Genomic DNA, 20,170 nt, shown 5'->3' on the forward strand with positions numbered 1-20,170 from the left:
ACCTTAAGCCCTATTTTGAATAACCATAGTAATTCGATTTTCTTCCTGATTCGATAAACTTTGTTTTAGAATCAACTTGTTCGGAAGCTTTTGTGACTCATCATTATAGATTAAAGTGACATTCCAACCATCTTCAATAATTTCAGAAATTCGATGCTGTGCATCTTGAGTAGTTTTAGCTTCTACTGTTGCAGGTTTTGCTTGTACCCATTGTATAAGATGGGTAATTGGAGTTTGCCAACCTGTTGCTTTTTCAAGAAGCTCTTCTGGAGACGTTGCGGAAATTGTACCTGTTTTTGCACTCGTTAGAGTAACTTGACCTGGTGAACCTTCAATGTGTGTTTTCCCGATGCCTAGTGCACCAGTTAAGTCTATGGTGAAGTGATTGCCTTGCTGAGACCATGTATAGAAAGCACTTCCTGACTGTTGAGACGTTCTAACACCAATCTTACCATCAATTTGAAAAGTATCTTTTTGTAATATATTTTCAGGGGATTTCTGTAGTGTTTTTTGGGGTTGAATATATGTCTGGCACCCACTCATCAAAAGAACTGTGGTCATAATACAAGACAGGCTTAATTTATTGGTTAGATGCATGATACGAATCACTCATGGGTTATTGCTGTGGAAGCATTAAGGTTTGTAACTGTTGAATATCTTTATTTTCTGGGAAATCGATAAGTAACTCTTGTAAAAGAGTATTAAACCGTTTGCCTTCGTTGTTTAGGTACAGTGCACGCGCTAAGCGAATAGCAGTATTTGGACTATTATTAAAGAGATAAGCTTTTTCTAAGACAGGAATGGCTGTTTTAAAATCATTTTGTAAAAATGCGATATATCCATAGGTATCTAAAATAGCTGCTTGGTCAGGGGCATTATTAATCGCTTTTTCTGCATATTCTCTAGCATCTGATAATCGTCTGTTTTGAAGTGCAAGTGTGTATGCATATGCATTTAAGTAGGTCGGACTATCTGGATCTATTTCGAGTAAACGATCAAGATCTTTTTCAAGTAGCGTTTTATCTTCATAAGGATTGAGTAATAAAACTTGTGCATAAATGAGATCTGGATCATCAGGCAAGTTTTGTATTGCCTCATTAAGTAATTCTATTGCTGCAGGTTTGTTCTGCATTTTTTTTAAGATATCTGCTTGTAATTGGTATAAAAAACTTGCGTATTGCGGATAATTTACTCGTTCTTGAGTCAAAAACCTTAAAGCATCACTTAACCGATTTATTTTATCAAAAATACTAATTAAGTTACGTCTAGAAACGGTATATAAGCTGCCATCGACTAGTCTATAATAGGCCATGGCTGTTTCATAATGTTGTTTTCGTTCAGCATTAATTGCGAGGTAGTAATTTGCTTCATTTTGATATTGCTGGGAGTTTTTTAATTGAAGTAAAAAATTTTCAGCCAGACTATATCTTTTGAGGTCGATGCTTGTTAACCCAGCTATGAACTTAGCTTCATCTGATGATGGCCATATGCGTGCAATTGCTTGTAATTTTTTAAGTGCGAGTTCTGCTTGTCCTACACGGATAAGATATTTTGCTTCCGCCAGTCTGACTTCGTAGTTGTAACGATGAGACTGAATAGATTTTGCATACCAAGCTTCGGTTGCTTTTTCATTGCCTGAAGTCTCTAAGAGGCTTGCTTTGAGTAGAATGAAGCTGGTTACGTTTGGTCTCTTTTTAAGTGCTTTTTGTACATCCTTAAGGGCTTGTGGTAGGTCATTATTTTGGGCTTCTAAGCTAGAAATTAAAACCAGAATAGATGGGTTTTCTCGTGCTCGACTATTTCTGAGTGTGTGTAACAGAACCTCTCGATCGTGAGGGTTATCTGGAGAAATCCCTGTTAATATTTCTGCAAGATCGGCATCAGAATCAATGCTTAAAATTTTATCAAGCGTGGTTGCTGTTAATTCATATTTATGTGCTTTGAGCGAGATATGTGTTAAATAAAATAGAGCAGGTACATCAGTAGGGTCTTGTTGTACCCAATGCATTGCAATTGCAAGCGCTGCATTGAAATTATTTGCTTCTAGTGCTACATCTAAAGCACGTTGTTTAGCAATTGTAGATTCGCTATGTAGTGCCAGTTGTTTGTAGTTATGTACTGCAATTTCTGGTTGGTCATAGCTAAGTGCAAATTCAGCGGTCAGACTTTGTTTAAGTGGGAGAGTTTTATAATGTTGAATCGTATTTTGCGCAAAGCTTGTTGTAGACATGCCTAAGGCAATGCTACCTAACAGTAAGATTGTGTTAGAATATTGCCGAATCATTAGGTCTGAGTTCTGGCGAATGGTTTGCTGCAAAGTTTCTTTATCCAAATATTTAGCTTATTATGACACTCATGATGCACAATAACACATGCAAAATTTTAGTTAAATGATGATATGACGACATGACGTTTTTTGCCCTTGGTGTCAACCATCATACCGCCTCTGTAGACTTACGCGAGCGTATTGCTTTTAATGCAGAACGCTTAAACAGCTTATTGTCTGAACAAAATAAACAAGAAGATTTAAATGATCTTGTTGTGGTTTCAACGTGTAACCGCACTGAGATTTATGCACATGCTGAAAATGTAGACATTTTATTAAGTTGGTTGGCTAAAACCAATGGTATTGATGTAAATCAATTGTTTAATCATGTATATCGCTATGAAAACATTCAGGCAGTTTCCCATTTAATGCGTGTTGCAAGCGGACTTGACTCTTTAATGTTGGGTGAACCTCAAATTTTAGGGCAAGTAAAAAGTGCACTTTCTCTTGCTAAGGAAGCGGGAACTGTGTCTTCTCATTTAAATGGCATTTTTGAATATGCTTTTTACGCAGCTAAACGAGTGCGCTCTGAAACTGCAGTGGGAAGCCATGCTGTTTCAATGGGGTATGCAGTTGCACAGTTGGCACATCAAGTGTTTAGCCATCCTGAAAAACTGGTTGTGCTTATGGTTGCAGCAGGTGAGATGAATAGTCTAGTGGCAAAACATATGGCAGATATGGGTGTTGCAAAGATTATTATTTGTAATCGTGGTGTTGAGCGCGCAGAGAAATTGAAATCTGAAATCTCTACATTTGTAGATGTAGAGATTATTCCTTTTTCAGAATTAGCAGATCATTTATATCGTGCAGATGTTATTTCAAGCTGTACAGGAAGTTTGCATCAGGTGATTGATTATAAGGAAGTGAAATCTGCATTAAAAAAACGTAGATACCAACAAATGCTTATGGTCGACTTGGCTGTGCCTAGAGATATTGATCCCAAGGTAGAGAATTTAGATGGTGTTTATTTATATGGTGTAGATGACTTACAGACTGTCATTGATGAAAACCTTGCCCAACGCCGTCAAGCTGCGGTAGAAGCGGAAGTGATGGTAAATCAACTGGCTACTCAGTTGGTTTCTCAACAGAAAGTGAAGCGTGCTGGTGGTGTTATTTCAGCATATCGAGATGCAGGACATCATGCTCAGCAACAAGAGCTTGCGTTGGCGTTGCATCAGCTTCAATCTGGTGGCGATGCAGAACAGATTTTAAAAGACTTTTCACATCGTTTAACACAAAAATTATTGCATCCAACCTCTTTATTATTAAGAGAAGCTGTCAAAGAAAATGATCCCGAATATTTCGATTGGATGAAAGAAAATCTACAGCAGGTATTGGCAAATAATAGACTACCGAAGAAACCTCACTAAGGTAGTCTATTATCTTTTAGGGGCAAATTATTACATGTTTAAAGTCAACATTATAATGTGAACGCAAGAGTCATTTTTTAATATTCCCTCAATTATTTGATTTTATAATAATTATTTTTAATCGTGGACTCTCTTGATATTTTTCATATTGGCATAAAAAATCATCTGATTATAATAAAACAAACGAATTATAAAATCTTAAAAACCTTAAAATTGGCAGATTTTATATCGTCTAAACGCTAATTTAAGATTTCTATTTCTCAATAGAAAAGGTATTAAGGAGCCAAAAATGAAACATATTAATATGAATGAGTTATTCGCTAAAGCATCTGAGTTACCAATGATTCGTCATGGTCGTATGTATCAGCACGATGTATTTGTTAAGTTAAATGAAAAAGCACATCATGCTATGCATCAAATTCCTGAAAAAATTAAGCTAAGCATACCTTCTATTTCAATTGGAGTTTTTGATGGTGAATTTGAAGAACATCATACTTTACTTGAACAGATGAAAAAAATTAACGTGCAAAAAGTTATGCGTAATAAGTATCGTCAGTTTTTTCACTGAGTTAAAATATTATCATTAAAATGGGCAAGATAGTCTTGCCCTAAATAGTCTAAGATTGTAAGAGCTGTAAGCTAATTTGCTTAGTAAGCTCATTTAATTGTTTCCTTAAGTGTTGAGATTCTTTTAAGGACTGCGGTTTTTTCATTTTTTTCCGCAAATAAATACCTTGTAGCGTAAGTACATATTCTTTAGCAAGATTGAAAGCCTTCTCTGGTGAATCAATGAGGCTGAAGATATTCGTTCGTTCTAATAAATCTAAAATTACATAATGATATTGAGTCATTGCGCCTAACACATAATATAAAGAGGCGTCTTGGTCTTCAGGGAGTTTTGGAAAAAGCTTATCTAAAATATTTAAAACATCTGCAAGTAATTCTTCTTCAGGAATATGCTCTTGTAATATTGTAAACTGTTGATATAAGAATGGATGGCTAATCAGTAGAGCGATTGCATAGTCTTCAACACGTGTTTGAATATTAAAAGATAGGGCTGCGTCGTTATTCACTTTAGGTGTAAATCTTCTGCCTAACCCGAGCTTTTCGCGAAAAGATTGTGTGAGTAGGTAACGATATGACCCTTTTTGTGGGAGCAAGTTGGTAAGGTTTCTTAGTTCACCCATGACCTGACTTTTACCTTCAGGAGTAGAGATGTCATAACTTTGGCTAAGCAAAACATAAAGAAAATCTGAAAGTAAGGGAGAGGCCTCCCAAAGTGCTTTAAATTTTTCAACTCCTTCACGTCGAATCAGAGAGTCTGGATCGTGTTCAGGTGGGAGGATAAAAAACTTTAACTCTCTACCATCGTTTAAAAGAGGTAAAGCAATCTCTAAAGTTCGACGTGCAGCTTTTTGGCCTGCACTATCGCCGTCAAATGCAATGGTAATACGGTGGTTTCTTCTAAATAATAGATTAAGATGGTCTGTGTTACTTGCAGTTCCTAGTGTTGCCACAGCACCATGAATGTTAGCTTGACTTAAAGCAATAACATCCATATATCCTTCTACCATTAACCAATCATTTGCTTTATTTTTACTACCCTCATACAGTCCATAGAGTAATTGGTTTTTATGAAAAACCTCAGAATCTGGTGAGTTAATATATTTAGGTTTAATGTCATTATTTAAGGCACGTCCCCCAAAACCAACCACACGACCTTTATGATCTCGTATTGGAAAAATAACGCGATCACGAAGTAAATCAAAATCTCTTCCTGTGTCACTGGTACGGATTAAACCGATTTGTTTAATACCGTCAATATCTCTTGGAAAAGCTTGTTCAAGATGCTGCCAGCCCTCTGGAGCATAACCGAGACGCCAGTTTTGAATGGTTTGTGTTGTTAAACCACGCTGTTGAAAGTATTGCTGAGCATGTGGGTGTTGTGTTAATTGTTGTTCATAATATTGCGCAATATTTTCGAGTAAGTCATACAAGTTACCCTCTGGTTCTTCAAAAGGTATAAATATTTCAGAAGAGTCAGGTTCAACGAACTCAAAGGGGTCAGGATCTGCTTGAAAATGAGATGTTTCACTGGAATTATTTTTTGGATCTAAGCTTCTCGGTGTAGAGGGTTCTTGCGGAACAGCTTTCTTTTTATAGGTTGGTTTTTTTGCATCAAATTGGTCTTTAGGTAGTTCAATACTAGCAAGACTTGCCAATTCTTTAACGACATCTGGGAAAGTTCTGTTTTCATATTCCATGAGAAAACGTATGGCATTTCCATTGGCTTGGCAACCAAAGCAATGATAATACTGTTTATCCCGATAAACGTGGAAAGATGGACTTTTTTCTTGATGAAAGGGGCAACATCCAGAATAGGTTCTTCCTGTTTTTTTTAGTTTTACGCGCTGTCCAATTAAATCAATTAAATCGATACGATCTAATATTTGATCAATAGTGTGCTGTGGAATCGCCATAGAATGGATACATGCTTATACGAATGTAGAAATGAGAGTTTAGCAAATTTTCTGTTGTCAAAAAATAAAAGGCAAGCGTTTGCTTACCTTTTATAAGGATTGTTCTTAATATTAATTTACAGTAGGAGATTTATCAATCAATCCAAAAGATAAGCGATTTAGCCAACTGCGTTTTGGCATTTCGTTATCTGCTGTTTTTGGTGCTTGGACTTCCGTTTTAGCAGGTGTAACTGGAGTAACTGCTTCATGATGATCTGGACGGTCAAGTAAACCAAAGCTTAGACGATTAGTTAAACTACGTGTTGTACCCTCTGTAGGTTGCTTTTGACTGCCTTTAACGGCATTTTCTTCACCACGACCAAAAATACCTAGGGTTGCACGGTTCAAGAAACTGCCTTCATGGCGAGCTGCTTTTAAGTTAACAGTTCCATTGGCTTTAATGAGGTTCGGGTAGTTTAACTTCAATACATTAATATATTGGTTTGCAGTTTTTTGATCGCCGAGTGCATTATAACTATAAGCAACAGTTGCAAGTGCTTCCGGAATTTGTGGCGTTTCAGGATAGTGTTCTAAAATCCATTGACTACGATCGATGGCTGCTACCCATGCTTGACGTTTTACGTTAAAGCGAGCAGTTTCCATTTCATGTTCTGCTAATTCTTGACCAATAAATTTCATGCGTTCTGCGGCATCTACTGCATATTGGCTAGAAGGATAACGACGAATGAAATCTACAAAGTTTTGATAAGCCAGTTTCAGGTAACTTACATCACGGTGTGCTTGTTTAAGTGACGTATAACGAATAATACCATCGTAATTTTGCTCCATGTTAGCAACACCACGAGCGTAATATGCGTATGCTAAGTCTGCTTCAGGTGCATCTGTATTCGAACGAATAAAACGTTCAGATGCTGAAACCACACCTGGATAATCTTTTTGCTGGAATTTTACGTAGATGAGATCAAGTTGAGCTTGTTCAATACGCGCGCCAGTTGGGAAGTATGTATCAATCGCTTGAAAATTCTTTGCTGCCTCGTTGTATTGACCTTTGTCTAGGGCAGTTTGTCCAGCGCTGTAATAGGTTTCTTCACTAACTTTAGGGCCTAAATCGGCAAGTTCTTTTTTTGATGGATTACTGCTACAGCCCACAAATGTACAAGCTATGCCTAAAGAAAGTGCAAGCATCGTAACTTTATAACGTGGTAGCGACATAAAAATTCCTCAGTTAATACGGGCAATGAGCTACAATGGCACTATTAAACCATTAATTGTTCTAATGAGCCAAATGACTTCGATAAATTCTTCTCATTCTAATTGCACTGAAACAGATTTCAACTTACTTGAAGAGACTGATGATGCAGATAATCATAATTCCTCTACAACTGCAACACATTTATCGTTGCAATTTCAGTTGGATGAACAGTATTTAGGTCTACGTATAGACCAAGCTGCTGCAACGGTATGGCCCGATTTTTCCCGTGAAAAGTTAAAACAATGGATGAAAGATGGCTATTTACTGGTAGATGGAAACAAAATAAAACCTAAATATCGCTGTGAAGGACACGAACGCCTGACCTTAGAGGTTGAACTTGAGCCACAAACACGTAGTACACCAGAAGATATTCCTTTAGATGTTATTTACGAAGATGATGATATCTTGGTGATTAATAAACCTGTTGGAATGGTTGTCCATCCTGGCGCAGGAAATCCGTCGGGTACGTTGGTGAATGCGCTTTTACATTATGCACCTAAAACAGCAGAGCTTGCTCGTGCAGGTTTAGTACATCGTATTGATAAAGATACATCTGGTTTGTTGGTTGTTGCAAAAACTTTAGAAGCACAATTTTCCCTATCTAGACAATTGGCTCGAAAATCGGTGTATCGTGTATATGACCTAATTGTCTACGGCAATATGATTGCTGGCGGTACAGTGGATGAGCCGATTAAGCGTCATCCAGTCGATCGTATAAAAATGACGGTACTCCCAGGTGGTAGAGACGCAGTCACACACTATAATGTAAAAGAAAGATTCCAAAATTTTACTCGTGTACAAGCACAATTAGAAACAGGGCGAACTCACCAAATTCGAGTACATTTTAGTTATATCGGTTATGGTTTAGTTGGTGATCCTGTCTATATGAGCCGTGTGCGTGTACCTGCAGGTGCATCTGAGCGTCTGGCTGAGACATTAAGAGGATTTCGTCGTCAAGCGTTACATGCTGCCAAGTTGGGTCTAATTCACCCAAGAACGCAAGAAGAAATGTTATTTGAAGCACCTTGGCCAGAAGATTTTAATACTTTGGTTACAGTTCTTCGCGAGGAAAATAAAGCATATTAAATGTGTATGATGGTTAAAGAACTATCAAATTATTTGGTACTTCTTTAACCGCGTTTAAATATATACGGAGTAATTCAATTGATTGAATTTGTTCAAGGACTTCCCGAAGGTATATATGTAGGGCAAACGCAACGCACTTATTTGCAAAGTTTAACTGCTTGTGTGTCAGAATTGGAAGGGTTTAACCTTGCACTGCATGTGGGTGATGAAAATGTACGTGTTCACACCCATCGTATGGCTTTAATGTCTTTATTAAGCCAATATAATGTTCATAAAATGACATGGTTAGAACAAACCCATAGCACACTCTGTCATGTAGTAAATGAAAGCAGTAGTAATTTATTACCTTTAGTTGGGGATGGTTTGGTTACTCAGCAACAAAATCATGCATTGATGATTATGACTGCAGATTGTTTACCTATTGTTTTTGGTAATAACGAAGAAATCGCAAATGTACATGCGGGTTGGCGTGGTCTTGTAGAAGGTATTGTCGAAAATACTATTAATCAAATGAACAACCCTCCAACGTGGGCATGGCTTGGGGCATGTATTAGTCAAAACTGTTTTGAAGTGGGATTAGAAGTAAAAGACGTATTTTGTCAAAAATATAATGTCGAATTTGCATTTAAAACAAAAGAGAATCCCGATAAAACGTATGCAGATCTCTATGCGATTGCAAAATATATCTTACAGTCTTATGGCGTAAAACATATTTTAGGTGGTGAGGCATGTACATTTACTGAATCTGATAAGTATTTCTCTTATCGTCGACAAGCAAAAACAGGAAGAATGGCCACGTTTGCTTTTATGAATAAGTGATTCATTCGTGTTAAGATCATATCGTCTTATAAATTAAATTTAAACGATATGCCGACATCTACAAAAACTTTATCCATCGTCTATCATAGTCCATATGGGCATACTGCAAGAGTTGCGAGTTATATTGCAAAAGGTGCAGAAAAGATGGGTGTGAAAGTTTTTTTGATGTCCATCGAAGATGTTCAATGGGATGTACTTGATCAGTCACATGGCATTATTTTTGGTTCGCCTACATACATGGGTAGTGTTTCAGGACCTTTTAAAGTATTTATGGACAGTACTTCTAAACGATGGATGTCAAGAGCATGGCAGGGTAAAATGGCAGCAGGATTTACTAATTCGGGCGGTTTAAGTGGCGATAAGCTTTCCGTTTTACAACAGGTTAATCTATTTGCTATGCAACATGGAATGCTATGGACAGGCCTACCTTTACTTTCTAAGGGCCATTCAACTTCAGATTTGAATCGTTTAGCAAGTCATTTAGGGTTAATGACCCAGTCCGATAATGCACCTGTAGATATTACACCACCTGAAGGAGACCTAAAAACAGCACTTTGGTTTGGTGAGTACATTGCATTAACTTTGCAAAGAATAAAAGACTAGCTATGGTTTGACTAAATAAAAATAAAGCCCCAGATGAGGGCTTTATTTTTACTTATGAAACAGTCTTGCTTTATCGCGCTTCCAGTCTCGGTCTTTTTCACTGGCACGTTTGTCGTGCAATTGCTTTCCTTTGACCAATGCAATTTCAAGTTTAACCAGATGACCTTTCCAATAGCTTGCTAAAGGTACACATGAGTAGCCTTTCTGATTTACCGCACCCATGAGTACTTCAAGTTCGCGACGAGAGAGCAAAAGCTTTCTGGTGCGTGTTGCTTCTGGAACAACATGTGAAGACGCGGAAAGAAGCGGTTGGATTTGAGCACCAAAGAGGAAAGCTTCACCATTTTTGAAAATGACATAGCTTTCTACAAGACTCATGCGTCCTGCACGTAAGGATTTTACTTCCCAACCTTGTAAAGAAAGGCCTGCTTCAAATTTTTCTTCAATAAAATAATCATGGCGGGCACGTTTGTTCTGAGCAATTGTACCGCCATTATTTTTTTTAACTACTTTTACGTTCGCCATAATCTATATATTCCAAATCTGCATCTATTGTGCCGTAAACTTCAGGCGAGGTGAAGTGTTTATTGCTACTGTGGTTATGGTGTCCATTCTCTAAAAATCAAGTTTTTGATAGAATAGTATTTCATATGACAAAATTTGAGTACAGTTTGGATGTCTAAGCGTCGTATTATTTATCCGGGAACATTTGATCCAATTACAAAAGGTCATATAGATTTGGTTGTAAGAGCATCGAAGATGTTTGATGAGGTCGTAATTGCAATCGCTGTAGGGCACCATAAAAAGCCATTATTTTCTTTAGAGGAGCGTGTAGCACTTGCTAAAGCGTCTTTTCCTCATTTAGATAATATCCAATTCATTGGTTTCGATGGATTACTGGTTAACTTTTTTAATGAGCAAAAGGCAACGGCAGTTTTACGTGGTTTAAGAGCCATTTCAGATTTTGAATATGAATTTCAACTTGCAAATATGAATCGAACCTTAGATCAAAGATTTGAAACAGTTTTTTTGACGCCGTCTGAACAATATTCTTTTATTTCTTCTACGATGGTTCGGGAAATTGCACGTTTAGATGGAGATGTATCTAAATTTGTACCTGAACATGTTGTTCATGCATTCAAGCGTAAATATGGATAGAAGGTAACTTAAAGTGTCATTATATATTACAGATGAATGTATTAATTGTGATGTCTGCGAGCCAGTGTGTCCCAATGAGGCAATTTATCTGGGTGATGTAATTTATGAAATAGATCCTGCCTTGTGCACAGAGTGTGTAGGACATTATGACCAGCCACAATGTCAGTTGTTCTGTCCTGTAGACTGTATTCCTAAAGATCCTGAGCATGAAGAAAGTGAAGAGACTTTACTTGCAAAATATCATCGTTTAATTGATCAAAAAAATACGAGCAATTCTGAATAAGATTTGGTACTATGTGCGCCGAAGTGAGCTGGACGGTCGCTGCTATTAAGGTCTTCGTGACTAAAATAGGGGAGGAAAGTCCGGGCTTCATAGGGCAAGGTGCCAGGTAACGCCTGGGTGGCGTAAGCCAACGGAAAGTGCAGCAGAGAGTAGACCGCCATATTTATATGGTAAGGGTGAAAGGGTGCGGTAAGAGCGCACCGCATGTCTGGTAACAGTACATGGCATGGTAAACCCCACCTGAAGCAAGACCAAATAGGAATCCACATAGGTATGGCCCATACTGGATTCGGGTAGGTCGCTTGAGCGTATGAGTGATTATACGCCTAGAGGAATGATCGTTCTCGACAGAACCCGGCTTATAGGCTCACTTCACAGATTTTTAAAAAAGTATTGACTATTTATAGTTTAAAACATAGAATTCGCGAACAGTTTCGGCTATGTAGCTCAGTTGGTTAGAGCACAGCACTCATAATGCTGGGGTCACAGGTTCAAGTCCAGTCATAGCCACCATTTTATAGACCATACACCTTTGTATGGTCTTTTTTTATGCAAGATTATACAGAGACAATGCACTTAAACTGTGTATTTAAATCTATGTCAGCATCTGTAAATAAAATAGAAATTTCCTCGGATTTTGCATAGTTAATTCGACTAACTGTGCCTACTTTTGTGTGGTCTGCTAAGATAAATGTATTTTTACTATGCTTAATCATTGCTCTTGCAATTTCAGCTTCATCTGAAGAAAAACTGGTAGCACCATGTTTAGGGTCGATGCCAACAGGAGATAAAATAGCAATATCGGCATAGTAGCGCTGAATTTCTGAAATCACTTGCTCACCTTGTGTTTGAGGCCGTTGGAAAATTTTTCCTCCCAAAAGAATAATTTCATGTTTTGCGGTAGTATTGTCTTGATTAGCCACCGTTAAATTAAAAACAGCTTGCAAACTATTGGTAATGATTGTTAGGCCTGAAAAATATCTTAGTTCATCTGCAAGAATAGAAGTTGTGCTACCCGCATCTAAAAAAATAGTGAGTCCAGGTTTTAAATGCTGTAACACTGCACGCGCAATATTTCTTTTTTCTTTAACCATTTGTGATTGACGAATCGTTAAAGGTGCTTCAGCAGTTACTTCATCTAGACATGTAATACCACCATGAACCCGTTTGAGTAGACCTAGTTTTTCTAGTTCTACAATATCTCTTCTGGCAGTTTCTCTAGAGATGTCTAATTCTTGCATAACACGTTCAGTGCTTAGATTTTTTAAGCTAGACAGAAGTCCAAGAATTCTTTGCTGCCGTTCTTGTTGTAGCATAATTTTCAAAATCTCAAAATATCTACTGCAAATCATACTGTCTCTACAGCATAAAATCGATCTTTTTTGTGTATAAAAAAGTATTTGTGTATTTTGTTGCATTTTATTAAAACTATATTTATATTGGAATGATTGAAAAACAATCTAAAGTGACAGCAGGTGAACTCGATGGTTACACGATCAACAATTATGGATACAAATAGTTTTCGAGCTGAGCATGCCGCTGCGCTTGATCATGAAACAAAAGCATTAACAGAAAAGAGAGGTGAGGTATTAGGCGAATCTTATCGTTTATTTTATAGAAATCCCGTACATCTTGTGAAAGGAAAGGGACAGTATTTGTGGGATGCAAAAGGTACGAAGTATCTTGATGTTTATAATAATGTTGCAAGTATTGGCCATTGCCATCCACGTGTTATTGAAGCTGTAACTGCACAAATGCAATGTTTAAATACACATACTCGATATTTACATGAAAATATTTTAAGCTACAGCGAAAATATATTAAAAACAATGCCTTCTGAGATAGATAGAGCAATGTATATGTGTACAGGTTCTGAAGCAAATGATTTAGCCATTCGTGTGGCACGTGAATATACAGGAGGGACTGGTATTATTGTTTCGCAAGAATCGTATCATGGTACCAGTGAGTTAACTTCTGGATGTTCACCTGCTTTGGGCACAGGACAAGTATTGGCCAACACAACAAGATGTGTACCTGCACCAGATCAATATCGCATTGTTACTGAAGATCTTGGACATTGGTTTGCAGATCAAATACAACGACAAATTGACGATATGCGTGCAAATGGAATTCAGTTTGCAGGATTTCTAGCCGATTCTATTTTCTCATCTGATGGTGTAATGTCTCATCCGATTGGTTTTCTGAAACAAGCAGTAGATGTTGTGCATAGAAACGGCGGTGTTTTTATTGCTGATGAGGTTCAACCAGGCTTTGGTCGAACTGGGGATGCATTTTGGGGCTTTGAGCGCCATGGCGTTGTACCAGATATCATAACAACAGGGAAACCAATGGGAAATGGTATTCCGGTGTCTGGACTATTTGCTAAACATGAGGTTTTATCTGCATTTAGCGATCAAATTCCATATTTTAATACATTCGGAGGTAATCCTGTATCTATGGCTGCAGCACAAGCTGTTTTAGATATTATACAGGAAGAGAAATTACAAGAGCATAGCGAAGAGGTTGGAGCAGTACTTAAGAAAGAACTTACGTATTTAATGAATAAACATGAATGCATAGGGGATGTACGGGGTGCTGGGTTGTTTATAGGATTTGAGTTAGTTACAGATAGAAATACCAAAAAACCTAATAAAAAACTCGCATTGAATGTCATTGAAGAGTTACGTAATCAACATCATATTTTGACTTCTGTAGCGGGACCTCATGGAAATGTATTGAAGTTACGTCCACCACTTGCATTTCAATATAGTGATATTGATTGGTTAGTAAATGCATTAGATCAGACATTATCTAATGTGAGAGTGTTTGATTAGTGTAATAAATATATTTCGAAAATGTGCATAAAGTATCATCTGATATTTGAATTTTGCTTTATTTTTATTCAACTGATGACAGCAATCTTCATTGATAACGTGGATTGCTTTTACTTAAAAGAATATCTTTTTTGAAAAAATAAGATATTGATATATAAATAAATTATTATTTTTTTTGTACTAAAAAATAATGCGAAAAAGATTATTTTATATATTTTCTTACATTTATAGGCTCGACAAAAGATACCAACTCAGTGATTAATAATAACAATCCAATAACGAAAAATATCGTATGATTACATTATTGTTTATTGGTTTGGTGGTCACAATTTTATTGACTCCCGGCCCAACAAATACATTACTAGCCTCGTCTGGTATTTATAGTGGCATTAAAAAATCTTGTAACTTAATTCCTTCTGAGGCATTGGGTTATCTCATTTCTATTTCCCTATGGGGTGTTCTAATACATTCTGTTTCAGCGACCGTACCATGGTTACCTGCTGTTTTGAAACTGATTAGCGCATGTTATATTTTTTATTTAGCCATTAAATTATGGCGTACTTCATCTGTCAGTCAAGAATTTACACAGCCTACAATTACACCTAAAACTTTATTTGTTGCAACACTCTTAAATCCAAAAGGATTATTATTTGCTTCGGCAATTTTTCCGCAGGCGGCTTGGACAAGTTTAGCTACTTATGGTTTACATATGTCAGCATTCATAATGCTTATTCTACCAATTGCATTTTTTTGGATTTGCGTCGGTTCTGTATTGGTATCAAATAAAATTGCTTGGTTAAATCAACAAAATTTACAGCGTACCGCATCCATTATTTTAATGAGCTTTTCGTTGCCATTAAGCTATTCTGCAATTACAGCAATTTAAAAACAGAGTCTACGGACTCTTTTTTAAGTTTTTAGAGAACACATAAAATGAAGAATAAAAAATCAATAATATTAATTCATGGTACATGGTGTAATGGAAACAGCTGGAGCAGTGACTTCATTGAGGCATTGGAATCTTTAGGCTTAACTGTATATACACCTAATTTAAGATACCATGATTTACCTTTAGTGGAAGGCGCAACAAAAATAGCTTCTTTGAGTCTCACAGATTATGTGAATGACTTGGTTGCTTTACTTCGTACTTTTTCCGAACCTGTTTATATATTAGGGCATTCGCTTGGAGGTCTGATCGCACAACTTTTGGTTGCTCGTGAACCTGAGCGGTGTCATGGACTAATATTATTGGGTCCTGCGCCCATGGCTGGGATATATGCACTTTATCCCACGATGATTCAAGCCTTTTATAAACATTTTATACAGTGGAAGTTTTGGAAAAAGCCTCTTATGCCGAACAAAACTACATTAGATCGGTATTGTATGAATTTACAGACTCAGAAAGTGAGAGATCAGTTTTACAATCATCTGGTTGCAGAATCGGGGCGAGCATATGCTGAAATGGCTTTATGGTTTTTTGACGCTAAAAAAGCTGCATATGTAGATACGAAAGTATTATTTGCACCAGTTTTGGTAATTAGTGGCAGTGAAGATAAGGTTGTCGTGTCTTCAATTGCAAAGGCCACTGCAAAAAAATACAAGCATGCAACTTATATTCTTTTGCAGGGTGCAGATCATATGTATATGATGGGGCATTCTTTATCTAAAACCATAAGCTATATTCAGACATGGCTAGAACAGCATAGATCTATTCATTAAACATCAATCATTTGAAGTTCTTTTTCATTATAGCGTGTACCTGAAATGTATTGTGGTTGAAAAATATTATCAATTTTTTGTATGTCTTCTTCCTCTATTATAATTTCACTTGCAGCAATATTGTCTTGTAAATGATTTATTTTACGAATTCCTGGAATAGGCACAAGATGCTCATATTTATGAAGCATCCACGCCAAAGCAAGCTGTGCATTTGAGCAATGATAAAATTTTGAAATGAGTTCTAGTGCTTCAATTAAATGCTGATTTTGCTTTATAGCTTCATCTTGAAATCTGGGTAAATTTTTTCTGAAATCGTGATTTTGTAAGGTTTCCATTTGAAGTTTACCTGTAAGAAAACCACGACCGAGTGGGCTGTATGGAACAAAACCTATATTTAAAGCAGTACATGTGGGTAATATTTTATGCTCAGCTTCCCTTGACCATAAAGAGTATTCGCTTTGTACAGCAGTAACTGGGTGAATCGCATGTGCTGTACGTAAAGTTTTTTCCGAAACTTCACATAATCCGATATGTTTTATTTTACCTTCATGAATTAAGTCGGCCATTGTTCCAATGACATCTTCAATAGGAATATTAGGGTCAACACGGTGCTGATAAAAAAGATCAATACTGTCACGTCCTAACCGCTTTAGGCTTTCTTCTGCTACTTTTCTAATATTTTTAGGATGGCTTGTTAAACCTGATATTTGTTCAATTCCTGATTTTGTAGGATCAAGTTGGAAACCGAATTTGGTTGCAATAAGTACATCTTTATGATTTCTTAATGCTTTATTCAGTAGTATTTCATTGGTGAAGGGACCATATACTTCGGCTGTATCAAAAAAATTTATTCCCAGATCTACGGCTTTATGCAGTATGTAAATTGCTTCTTTTTCTTCGAGTCCTCCATAAGATGAACTCATACCCATACAACCCATACCAATGCTAGAGATTTCTAAATTTCCAATTTGACGTTTTTTCATTGTTTATTTCCATAATTATGTTTTATTAAAGTACGTCTTGAAGGTTTTGTTTACAATTGAGTTAAATTAAATGGATTATTAAAAATAATTAAAGAATGAATAGTGCGCCTGAGTTTTCTCAAATCCAAGTTTTTATTGTCGTTGCTAAACATCTCAGTTTTGTACAAGCATCTAAAATATTAAATGTTACACCGCCTGCAGTTACTTTGGCGGTAAGTAATTTAGAACGCCGTTTATCTATAAGGTTATTTCATCGCTCTACACGTAGTGTGTCATTGACATTGGAGGGGGAAATTCTTTTAGAGAAAATGCTACCCATCTATGAAAATTATCTGTCAGCCTTTGAACAATTTACGACGAGTGAGCATGAGCCCAAAGGGAGGGTGAAAGTTAGTATTCCTCGTATTGTACAAGAATTATTTTTTGCAAAAATCTTTCTTCCTTTTAAAAAAAAGTATCCAAAAATTCATCTTGAAATCCTTGTTTCTGATGGTTTCGTGAATATTGTTGAGGAAGGTTTTGATTTTGGTATACGCTTTTATGAGTCTATTCCTCAAGACATGATAGCGATTCGTTTTGGTCGTGAGGTTGTAATGAGACCCTTTGCATCACCTAGTTTTTTAGAGCGATACGGTAGACCAAAAAGTATTGATGAGCTTTCAAAATTTAATTGTATACAGCGAAAATTTCCAAGTAGTGTGTATTATGCATGGGAATTTTTTGATGGAGAAAAATATATTAACAAAAGAACGAAGGGAAATTTATCAGTAAATACAGATAAAATGATGATAGAAGCGGCTTTAAATCATCTGGGAATTATTTATGTTTATGATAGTTTAGTGATTGATTATGAGAAAAATGGCTTGCTAGAGCCTATTTTAAATCAATACCAGTACCCACATGAGCCATTTTATCTGTACTACTCAAGTCGAGAAAATCTTTCTCATGCTTCACGCTGTTTCATTGACTGGGTAAAAAAAATTAGTGACGCCACTGCCTAGGGGTAATATGAAACCATCGCTTAAATGCTCTAGAAAATGCACTTAATTCAGAATAACCTAAGAGAAATGCAATCTCTGAAATTTGTATATGAGGTTGTTTAATATAGTTTTCAGCCATTTCACAGCGAACGCTGTCAACCAGTTTTGTAAAATTTGTGCCTTCGCTTTTAAGTTTACGTATGAAACAGGTAGTCGACATATGAAGATCATTTGCAATACGATCTAAACATGGTTCTCCCTTACTCAATGAAATTTGTATGCGTGAACGTGCCTGATTAACAATATCTTGCCGTTGCTGATTTTGATTTAATAATTTTAAAGTATCTTGAATGACTTTGAGCAAAATTGGATCGGCATCTGGCATTTTGACATAAGTATCAGATTTTTTAATTAAAATGGAGTTATAAGGTTGCTCAAAGTAAACAGGTGCATTAAATAGTTTACGGTGTTCCTGCCATTGAATAGGTCGTGCATGTTCAAAATGAACAGCCCGTGGTGAGTAATTTTGTCCCAATACGCCACGAATGACATTCATAAGCATACCTAAAGTAAGTTCTGCATCTTGTCGTCTGCATAGTATGGCACCGTGCTGTACTTGATAGTCAATGCGCCAACAATCTTGATGCTCGACAAATTGCATTAGTGTATCTTTTTGGTGAAAATGGAAGTAATTTGCGATATTTCTGAGTGCTGATGCTAAGTCTGGAGAGCATAACCCAATATAGCCAATCAGTCCTAAGGACTTAGGTTGAAACTGTTGGCCATATTCAAGCCCGAAATTATCACATCCAGAAAGAAAAGCAGCTTGTTCAAGCATTTGACAATAATTAGGTAATTGAATGCTTAGCGTAGGACTGTTTAATAGGTCTGGGTGAACACCATTGGTATCAAAGATATAGGCTGCATCTGCTCCTTTGTGTAAAATGAATTCATTAAGACCTGTTGCAGCAGCAGCCAACACCCCTAGATTCCCAGATTGGGTTTCAAAATGGGGAGTCTCTGCAATTGGGCGCATATAAATCATAATGAGGTGCTCTTGTCTTTATCTATAGTGAATAAAGCAAGATATATACCAATTCATAGTATATTTTATGCTGCACCTAGTGGCATCGCATTGTCACTTTTTAAATATTGTTTACATAATCTTATGGTTTCATTAACCCATTCATTTCCTAAACTTTTTGTCATTTCCGTATATGCATGTGAACCTGTCCATGCCAACATTTGAATTCGTCTTTGCATAATAAAACTTGGAATGAGGGCATATTCTAATTGACTAATATGAGCATTTTTTTCGTAACCATTTAACCACTGATCTACCCATTCTGGTGCATTAGGTAAGTGTTCATTAAAGCTAAGGGCGGCTGCTAAGTCATGCATAAACCAACTTAAACCGCAATCATCGAAATCAATTACACCGACCTGGTTGTTTTTTAATAAAAGGTTAGTAAGTCGCAAGTCTGCATGAATAAGTCCATAATATTGTGGAGATTTATCTAACTGATTCAGTTGATGTCCAATTTGAGAGACAGTTTCTTGAATTACTAGTTTATCTGTAGCAGTTAAACTGTTTACACTTGCCCAATTTCCCCAGTGTCCTTCTGAACCAATCATTGTTTCATGATTCCAAACAATACGATTGAACTGTTCAGGTCTTTTCCACATTTTACTGTGTTGGTGTAGTTGAGCAGTAATAGAACCCAGTTGTTTGAATGCTTGAGGATCAACATCTGTTGTTGGCATATCGCCTTGAACCCAATGAAATAAAACGGTATGTCTTTCAATGTTTGGTGCACAGCAGAGTGTAAGTACATATTCATTGTTTTGATTTGCAATAGGTTCTGGTACAGATATGCCTTCATTATTGAGTGCTTCGAGCCAAAGTAATTCACTATTTATATTTTCCTTAGAATGATAATTTGGTCGATGAATACGAAGTGCATATTTAGAATGAGAGGTATAAATGACAAAGGTTGCATTTTCAGACTGACACAACAATTTAAGCGTACCTTGATATTGTGGCTCATATTGCTTCATTGCTGATTCTGCCAATAGGTACAGGGTTTGTGTATCTAATATTTCATTTTGCATGTTGAACTCACATTGATATTTATAGATGACTTACAGCGTATGTGAGTTTGATTTTGTTTGACTTGACAATACGCACTAAAAAAATAGGCTTTACTGTCAAGTTTTAAATGAAATGACCACGCAATATACATATGGACGGTGTGTAAATATCTATATCTAAGGAAG

At 36.6% G+C, this 20,170-nt stretch carries 20 protein-coding genes, 1 tRNA gene and 1 other RNA gene; 13 read left to right on the forward strand and 9 right to left on the reverse strand.

From position 1 onward, the window contains the following. Nucleotides 1–3: 3 nt before the first annotated feature. Together lolB and OZX61_RS03255 are read right to left on the reverse strand one after the other, a co-directional pair. Entirely contained in the window at nucleotides 4–597 is a 594-nt protein-coding gene (gene lolB / locus OZX61_RS03250; protein ID WP_277095297.1) for a lipoprotein insertase outer membrane protein LolB, read from the reverse strand. Nucleotides 598–616: 19 nt separating this feature from the next. Next, complete coding sequence (locus OZX61_RS03255; protein ID WP_228284761.1) at nucleotides 617–2,284, reverse strand: tetratricopeptide repeat protein; 1,668 nt, start codon at nucleotides 2,282–2,284, stop codon at nucleotides 617–619. Nucleotides 2,285–2,406: 122 nt separating this feature from the next. Between OZX61_RS03255 and hemA the strand changes: the two genes are divergently transcribed. Together hemA and OZX61_RS03265 are read left to right on the forward strand one after the other, a co-directional pair. After that, nucleotides 2,407–3,696, forward strand: a complete 1,290-nt coding sequence (gene hemA, locus OZX61_RS03260) for a glutamyl-tRNA reductase (protein ID WP_195770611.1) — start codon at nucleotides 2,407–2,409, stop codon at nucleotides 3,694–3,696. 289 nt (nucleotides 3,697–3,985) lie between these two features. Further along, nucleotides 3,986–4,264 carry a hypothetical protein gene (locus OZX61_RS03265; protein WP_195770610.1) on the forward strand — a complete coding sequence of 93 codons (279 nt, stop codon included), beginning with the start codon at nucleotides 3,986–3,988 and terminating at the stop codon, nucleotides 4,262–4,264. 49 nt (nucleotides 4,265–4,313) lie between these two features. Here OZX61_RS03265 and OZX61_RS03270 read toward each other — a convergent pair whose 3' ends face one another. Beyond that, on the reverse strand, nucleotides 4,314–6,176 hold the full coding sequence (locus OZX61_RS03270) for a CHC2 zinc finger domain-containing protein (protein WP_277095298.1): 1,863 nt from the start codon (nucleotides 6,174–6,176) through the stop codon (nucleotides 4,314–4,316). 111 nt (nucleotides 6,177–6,287) lie between these two features. Continuing rightward, nucleotides 6,288–7,388 (reverse strand): outer membrane protein assembly factor BamD, encoded by a 1,101-nt coding sequence (locus OZX61_RS03275; protein WP_277095299.1) that lies wholly within the window; start codon nucleotides 7,386–7,388, stop codon nucleotides 6,288–6,290. Nucleotides 7,389–7,461: 73 nt separating this feature from the next. Here OZX61_RS03275 and rluD point away from each other — a divergent pair, with 73 nt between their 5' ends. From rluD to OZX61_RS03290, 3 genes are all read left to right on the forward strand, one after another. After that, nucleotides 7,462–8,514: a 23S rRNA pseudouridine(1911/1915/1917) synthase RluD gene (rluD, locus tag OZX61_RS03280; RefSeq protein WP_277095300.1), complete on the forward strand. Its 1,053-nt coding sequence runs from the start codon at nucleotides 7,462–7,464 to the stop codon at nucleotides 8,512–8,514. Between the two features lie 81 nt (nucleotides 8,515–8,595). Then, entirely contained in the window at nucleotides 8,596–9,333 is a 738-nt protein-coding gene (pgeF, locus tag OZX61_RS03285) for a peptidoglycan editing factor PgeF (RefSeq protein WP_277095623.1), read from the forward strand. Nucleotides 9,334–9,381: 48 nt separating this feature from the next. Next, nucleotides 9,382–9,936 (forward strand): flavodoxin family protein, encoded by a 555-nt coding sequence (locus OZX61_RS03290; protein WP_277095301.1) that lies wholly within the window; start codon nucleotides 9,382–9,384, stop codon nucleotides 9,934–9,936. A 48-nt stretch (nucleotides 9,937–9,984) separates the two neighbouring features. Here the strand turns inward: OZX61_RS03290 and smpB are convergent, their stop codons facing one another. Further along, complete coding sequence (smpB, locus tag OZX61_RS03295; RefSeq protein ID WP_195770605.1) at nucleotides 9,985–10,461, reverse strand: SsrA-binding protein SmpB; 477 nt, start codon at nucleotides 10,459–10,461, stop codon at nucleotides 9,985–9,987. A gap of 150 nt (nucleotides 10,462–10,611) precedes the next feature. Here smpB and coaD point away from each other — a divergent pair, with 150 nt between their 5' ends. From coaD to OZX61_RS03315, 4 genes are all read left to right on the forward strand, one after another. Then, the gene (gene coaD / locus OZX61_RS03300) at nucleotides 10,612–11,094 is read left to right on the forward strand and encodes a pantetheine-phosphate adenylyltransferase (protein WP_195770604.1); all 483 of its coding nucleotides are present in this window, start codon (nucleotides 10,612–10,614) and stop codon (nucleotides 11,092–11,094) included. A 13-nt stretch (nucleotides 11,095–11,107) separates the two neighbouring features. Continuing rightward, nucleotides 11,108–11,377: a YfhL family 4Fe-4S dicluster ferredoxin gene (locus tag OZX61_RS03305; RefSeq protein ID WP_195770603.1), complete on the forward strand. Its 270-nt coding sequence runs from the start codon at nucleotides 11,108–11,110 to the stop codon at nucleotides 11,375–11,377. A gap of 20 nt (nucleotides 11,378–11,397) precedes the next feature. Continuing rightward, an RNA gene (rnpB, locus tag OZX61_RS03310) (RNase P RNA component class A) lies at nucleotides 11,398–11,755 on the forward strand. 58 nt (nucleotides 11,756–11,813) lie between these two features. After that, nucleotides 11,814–11,890 (forward strand) — tRNA-Met (locus OZX61_RS03315). 44 nt (nucleotides 11,891–11,934) lie between these two features. On the opposite strand, the gene OZX61_RS03320 is transcribed toward OZX61_RS03315, so the two are convergent. Then, on the reverse strand, nucleotides 11,935–12,693 hold the full coding sequence (locus OZX61_RS03320) for a DeoR/GlpR family DNA-binding transcription regulator (protein ID WP_277095302.1): 759 nt from the start codon (nucleotides 12,691–12,693) through the stop codon (nucleotides 11,935–11,937). Between the two features lie 168 nt (nucleotides 12,694–12,861). On the opposite strand from OZX61_RS03320, the gene OZX61_RS03325 reads away from it, so the two are divergent. The 3 genes from OZX61_RS03325 to OZX61_RS03335 all read left to right on the forward strand — a co-directional run bounded on the left by OZX61_RS03325 (nucleotide 12,862) and on the right by OZX61_RS03335 (nucleotide 15,930). Continuing rightward, the gene (locus OZX61_RS03325; protein ID WP_277095303.1) at nucleotides 12,862–14,211 is read left to right on the forward strand and encodes an aspartate aminotransferase family protein; all 1,350 of its coding nucleotides are present in this window, start codon (nucleotides 12,862–12,864) and stop codon (nucleotides 14,209–14,211) included. A 292-nt stretch (nucleotides 14,212–14,503) separates the two neighbouring features. Next, nucleotides 14,504–15,097, forward strand: coding sequence for a LysE family transporter (locus OZX61_RS03330; protein WP_277095304.1), 594 nt, complete (start codon nucleotides 14,504–14,506; stop codon nucleotides 15,095–15,097). Between the two features lie 47 nt (nucleotides 15,098–15,144). Continuing rightward, nucleotides 15,145–15,930 carry an alpha/beta hydrolase gene (locus tag OZX61_RS03335; RefSeq protein ID WP_277095305.1) on the forward strand — a complete coding sequence of 262 codons (786 nt, stop codon included), beginning with the start codon at nucleotides 15,145–15,147 and terminating at the stop codon, nucleotides 15,928–15,930. Here OZX61_RS03335 and OZX61_RS03340 read toward each other — a convergent pair. Beyond that, a complete protein-coding gene (locus OZX61_RS03340) occupies nucleotides 15,927–16,913 on the reverse strand; it encodes an aldo/keto reductase (RefSeq protein WP_277095306.1) in 987 nt (328 codons plus the stop codon). The genes OZX61_RS03335 and OZX61_RS03340 overlap by 4 nt on opposite strands. A 95-nt stretch (nucleotides 16,914–17,008) precedes the next feature. Between OZX61_RS03340 and OZX61_RS03345 the strand changes: the two genes are divergently transcribed. After that, on the forward strand, nucleotides 17,009–17,914 hold the full coding sequence (locus OZX61_RS03345) for a LysR family transcriptional regulator (protein ID WP_277095307.1): 906 nt from the start codon (nucleotides 17,009–17,011) through the stop codon (nucleotides 17,912–17,914). Here OZX61_RS03345 and OZX61_RS03350 read toward each other — a convergent pair. Together OZX61_RS03350 and OZX61_RS03355 are read right to left on the reverse strand one after the other, a co-directional pair. Then, complete coding sequence (locus OZX61_RS03350; protein WP_277095308.1) at nucleotides 17,895–18,938, reverse strand: AraC family transcriptional regulator; 1,044 nt, start codon at nucleotides 18,936–18,938, stop codon at nucleotides 17,895–17,897. The two genes, OZX61_RS03345 and OZX61_RS03350, sit on opposite strands and share 20 nt — an antisense overlap. Before the next feature lie 65 nt (nucleotides 18,939–19,003). Next, the gene (locus OZX61_RS03355) at nucleotides 19,004–20,005 is read right to left on the reverse strand and encodes a phosphotransferase (RefSeq protein ID WP_277095309.1); all 1,002 of its coding nucleotides are present in this window, start codon (nucleotides 20,003–20,005) and stop codon (nucleotides 19,004–19,006) included. Nucleotides 20,006–20,170: the final 165 nt, after the last annotated feature.

The organism is Acinetobacter sp. ESL0695, assembly GCF_029392135.1.
In the GTDB taxonomy this organism is placed as follows: domain Bacteria; phylum Pseudomonadota; class Gammaproteobacteria; order Pseudomonadales; family Moraxellaceae; genus Acinetobacter; species Acinetobacter pollinis.

Coding starts and splice junctions, on each gene's coding strand:
- lolB (WP_277095297.1), bottom strand. CDS start 597: ATGCATCTAACCAATAAATTAAGCCTGTCTTGTATTATGACCACAGTT.
- OZX61_RS03255 (WP_228284761.1), bottom strand. CDS start 2,284: ATGATTCGGCAATATTCTAACACAATCTTACTGTTAGGTAGCATTGCC.
- hemA (WP_195770611.1), top strand. CDS start 2,407: ATGACGTTTTTTGCCCTTGGTGTCAACCATCATACCGCCTCTGTAGAC.
- OZX61_RS03265 (WP_195770610.1), top strand. CDS start 3,986: ATGAAACATATTAATATGAATGAGTTATTCGCTAAAGCATCTGAGTTA.
- OZX61_RS03270 (WP_277095298.1), bottom strand. CDS start 6,176: ATGGCGATTCCACAGCACACTATTGATCAAATATTAGATCGTATCGAT.
- OZX61_RS03275 (WP_277095299.1), bottom strand. CDS start 7,388: ATGTCGCTACCACGTTATAAAGTTACGATGCTTGCACTTTCTTTAGGC.
- rluD (WP_277095300.1), top strand. CDS start 7,462: ATGACTTCGATAAATTCTTCTCATTCTAATTGCACTGAAACAGATTTC.
- OZX61_RS03290 (WP_277095301.1), top strand. CDS start 9,382: ATGCCGACATCTACAAAAACTTTATCCATCGTCTATCATAGTCCATAT.
- smpB (WP_195770605.1), bottom strand. CDS start 10,461: ATGGCGAACGTAAAAGTAGTTAAAAAAAATAATGGCGGTACAATTGCT.
- coaD (WP_195770604.1), top strand. CDS start 10,612: ATGTCTAAGCGTCGTATTATTTATCCGGGAACATTTGATCCAATTACA.
- OZX61_RS03320 (WP_277095302.1), bottom strand. CDS start 12,693: ATGCTACAACAAGAACGGCAGCAAAGAATTCTTGGACTTCTGTCTAGC.
- OZX61_RS03325 (WP_277095303.1), top strand. CDS start 12,862: ATGGTTACACGATCAACAATTATGGATACAAATAGTTTTCGAGCTGAG.
- OZX61_RS03330 (WP_277095304.1), top strand. CDS start 14,504: ATGATTACATTATTGTTTATTGGTTTGGTGGTCACAATTTTATTGACT.
- OZX61_RS03335 (WP_277095305.1), top strand. CDS start 15,145: ATGAAGAATAAAAAATCAATAATATTAATTCATGGTACATGGTGTAAT.
- OZX61_RS03340 (WP_277095306.1), bottom strand. CDS start 16,913: ATGAAAAAACGTCAAATTGGAAATTTAGAAATCTCTAGCATTGGTATG.
- OZX61_RS03345 (WP_277095307.1), top strand. CDS start 17,009: ATGAATAGTGCGCCTGAGTTTTCTCAAATCCAAGTTTTTATTGTCGTT.
- OZX61_RS03350 (WP_277095308.1), bottom strand. CDS start 18,938: ATGATTTATATGCGCCCAATTGCAGAGACTCCCCATTTTGAAACCCAA.
- OZX61_RS03355 (WP_277095309.1), bottom strand. CDS start 20,005: ATGCAAAATGAAATATTAGATACACAAACCCTGTACCTATTGGCAGAA.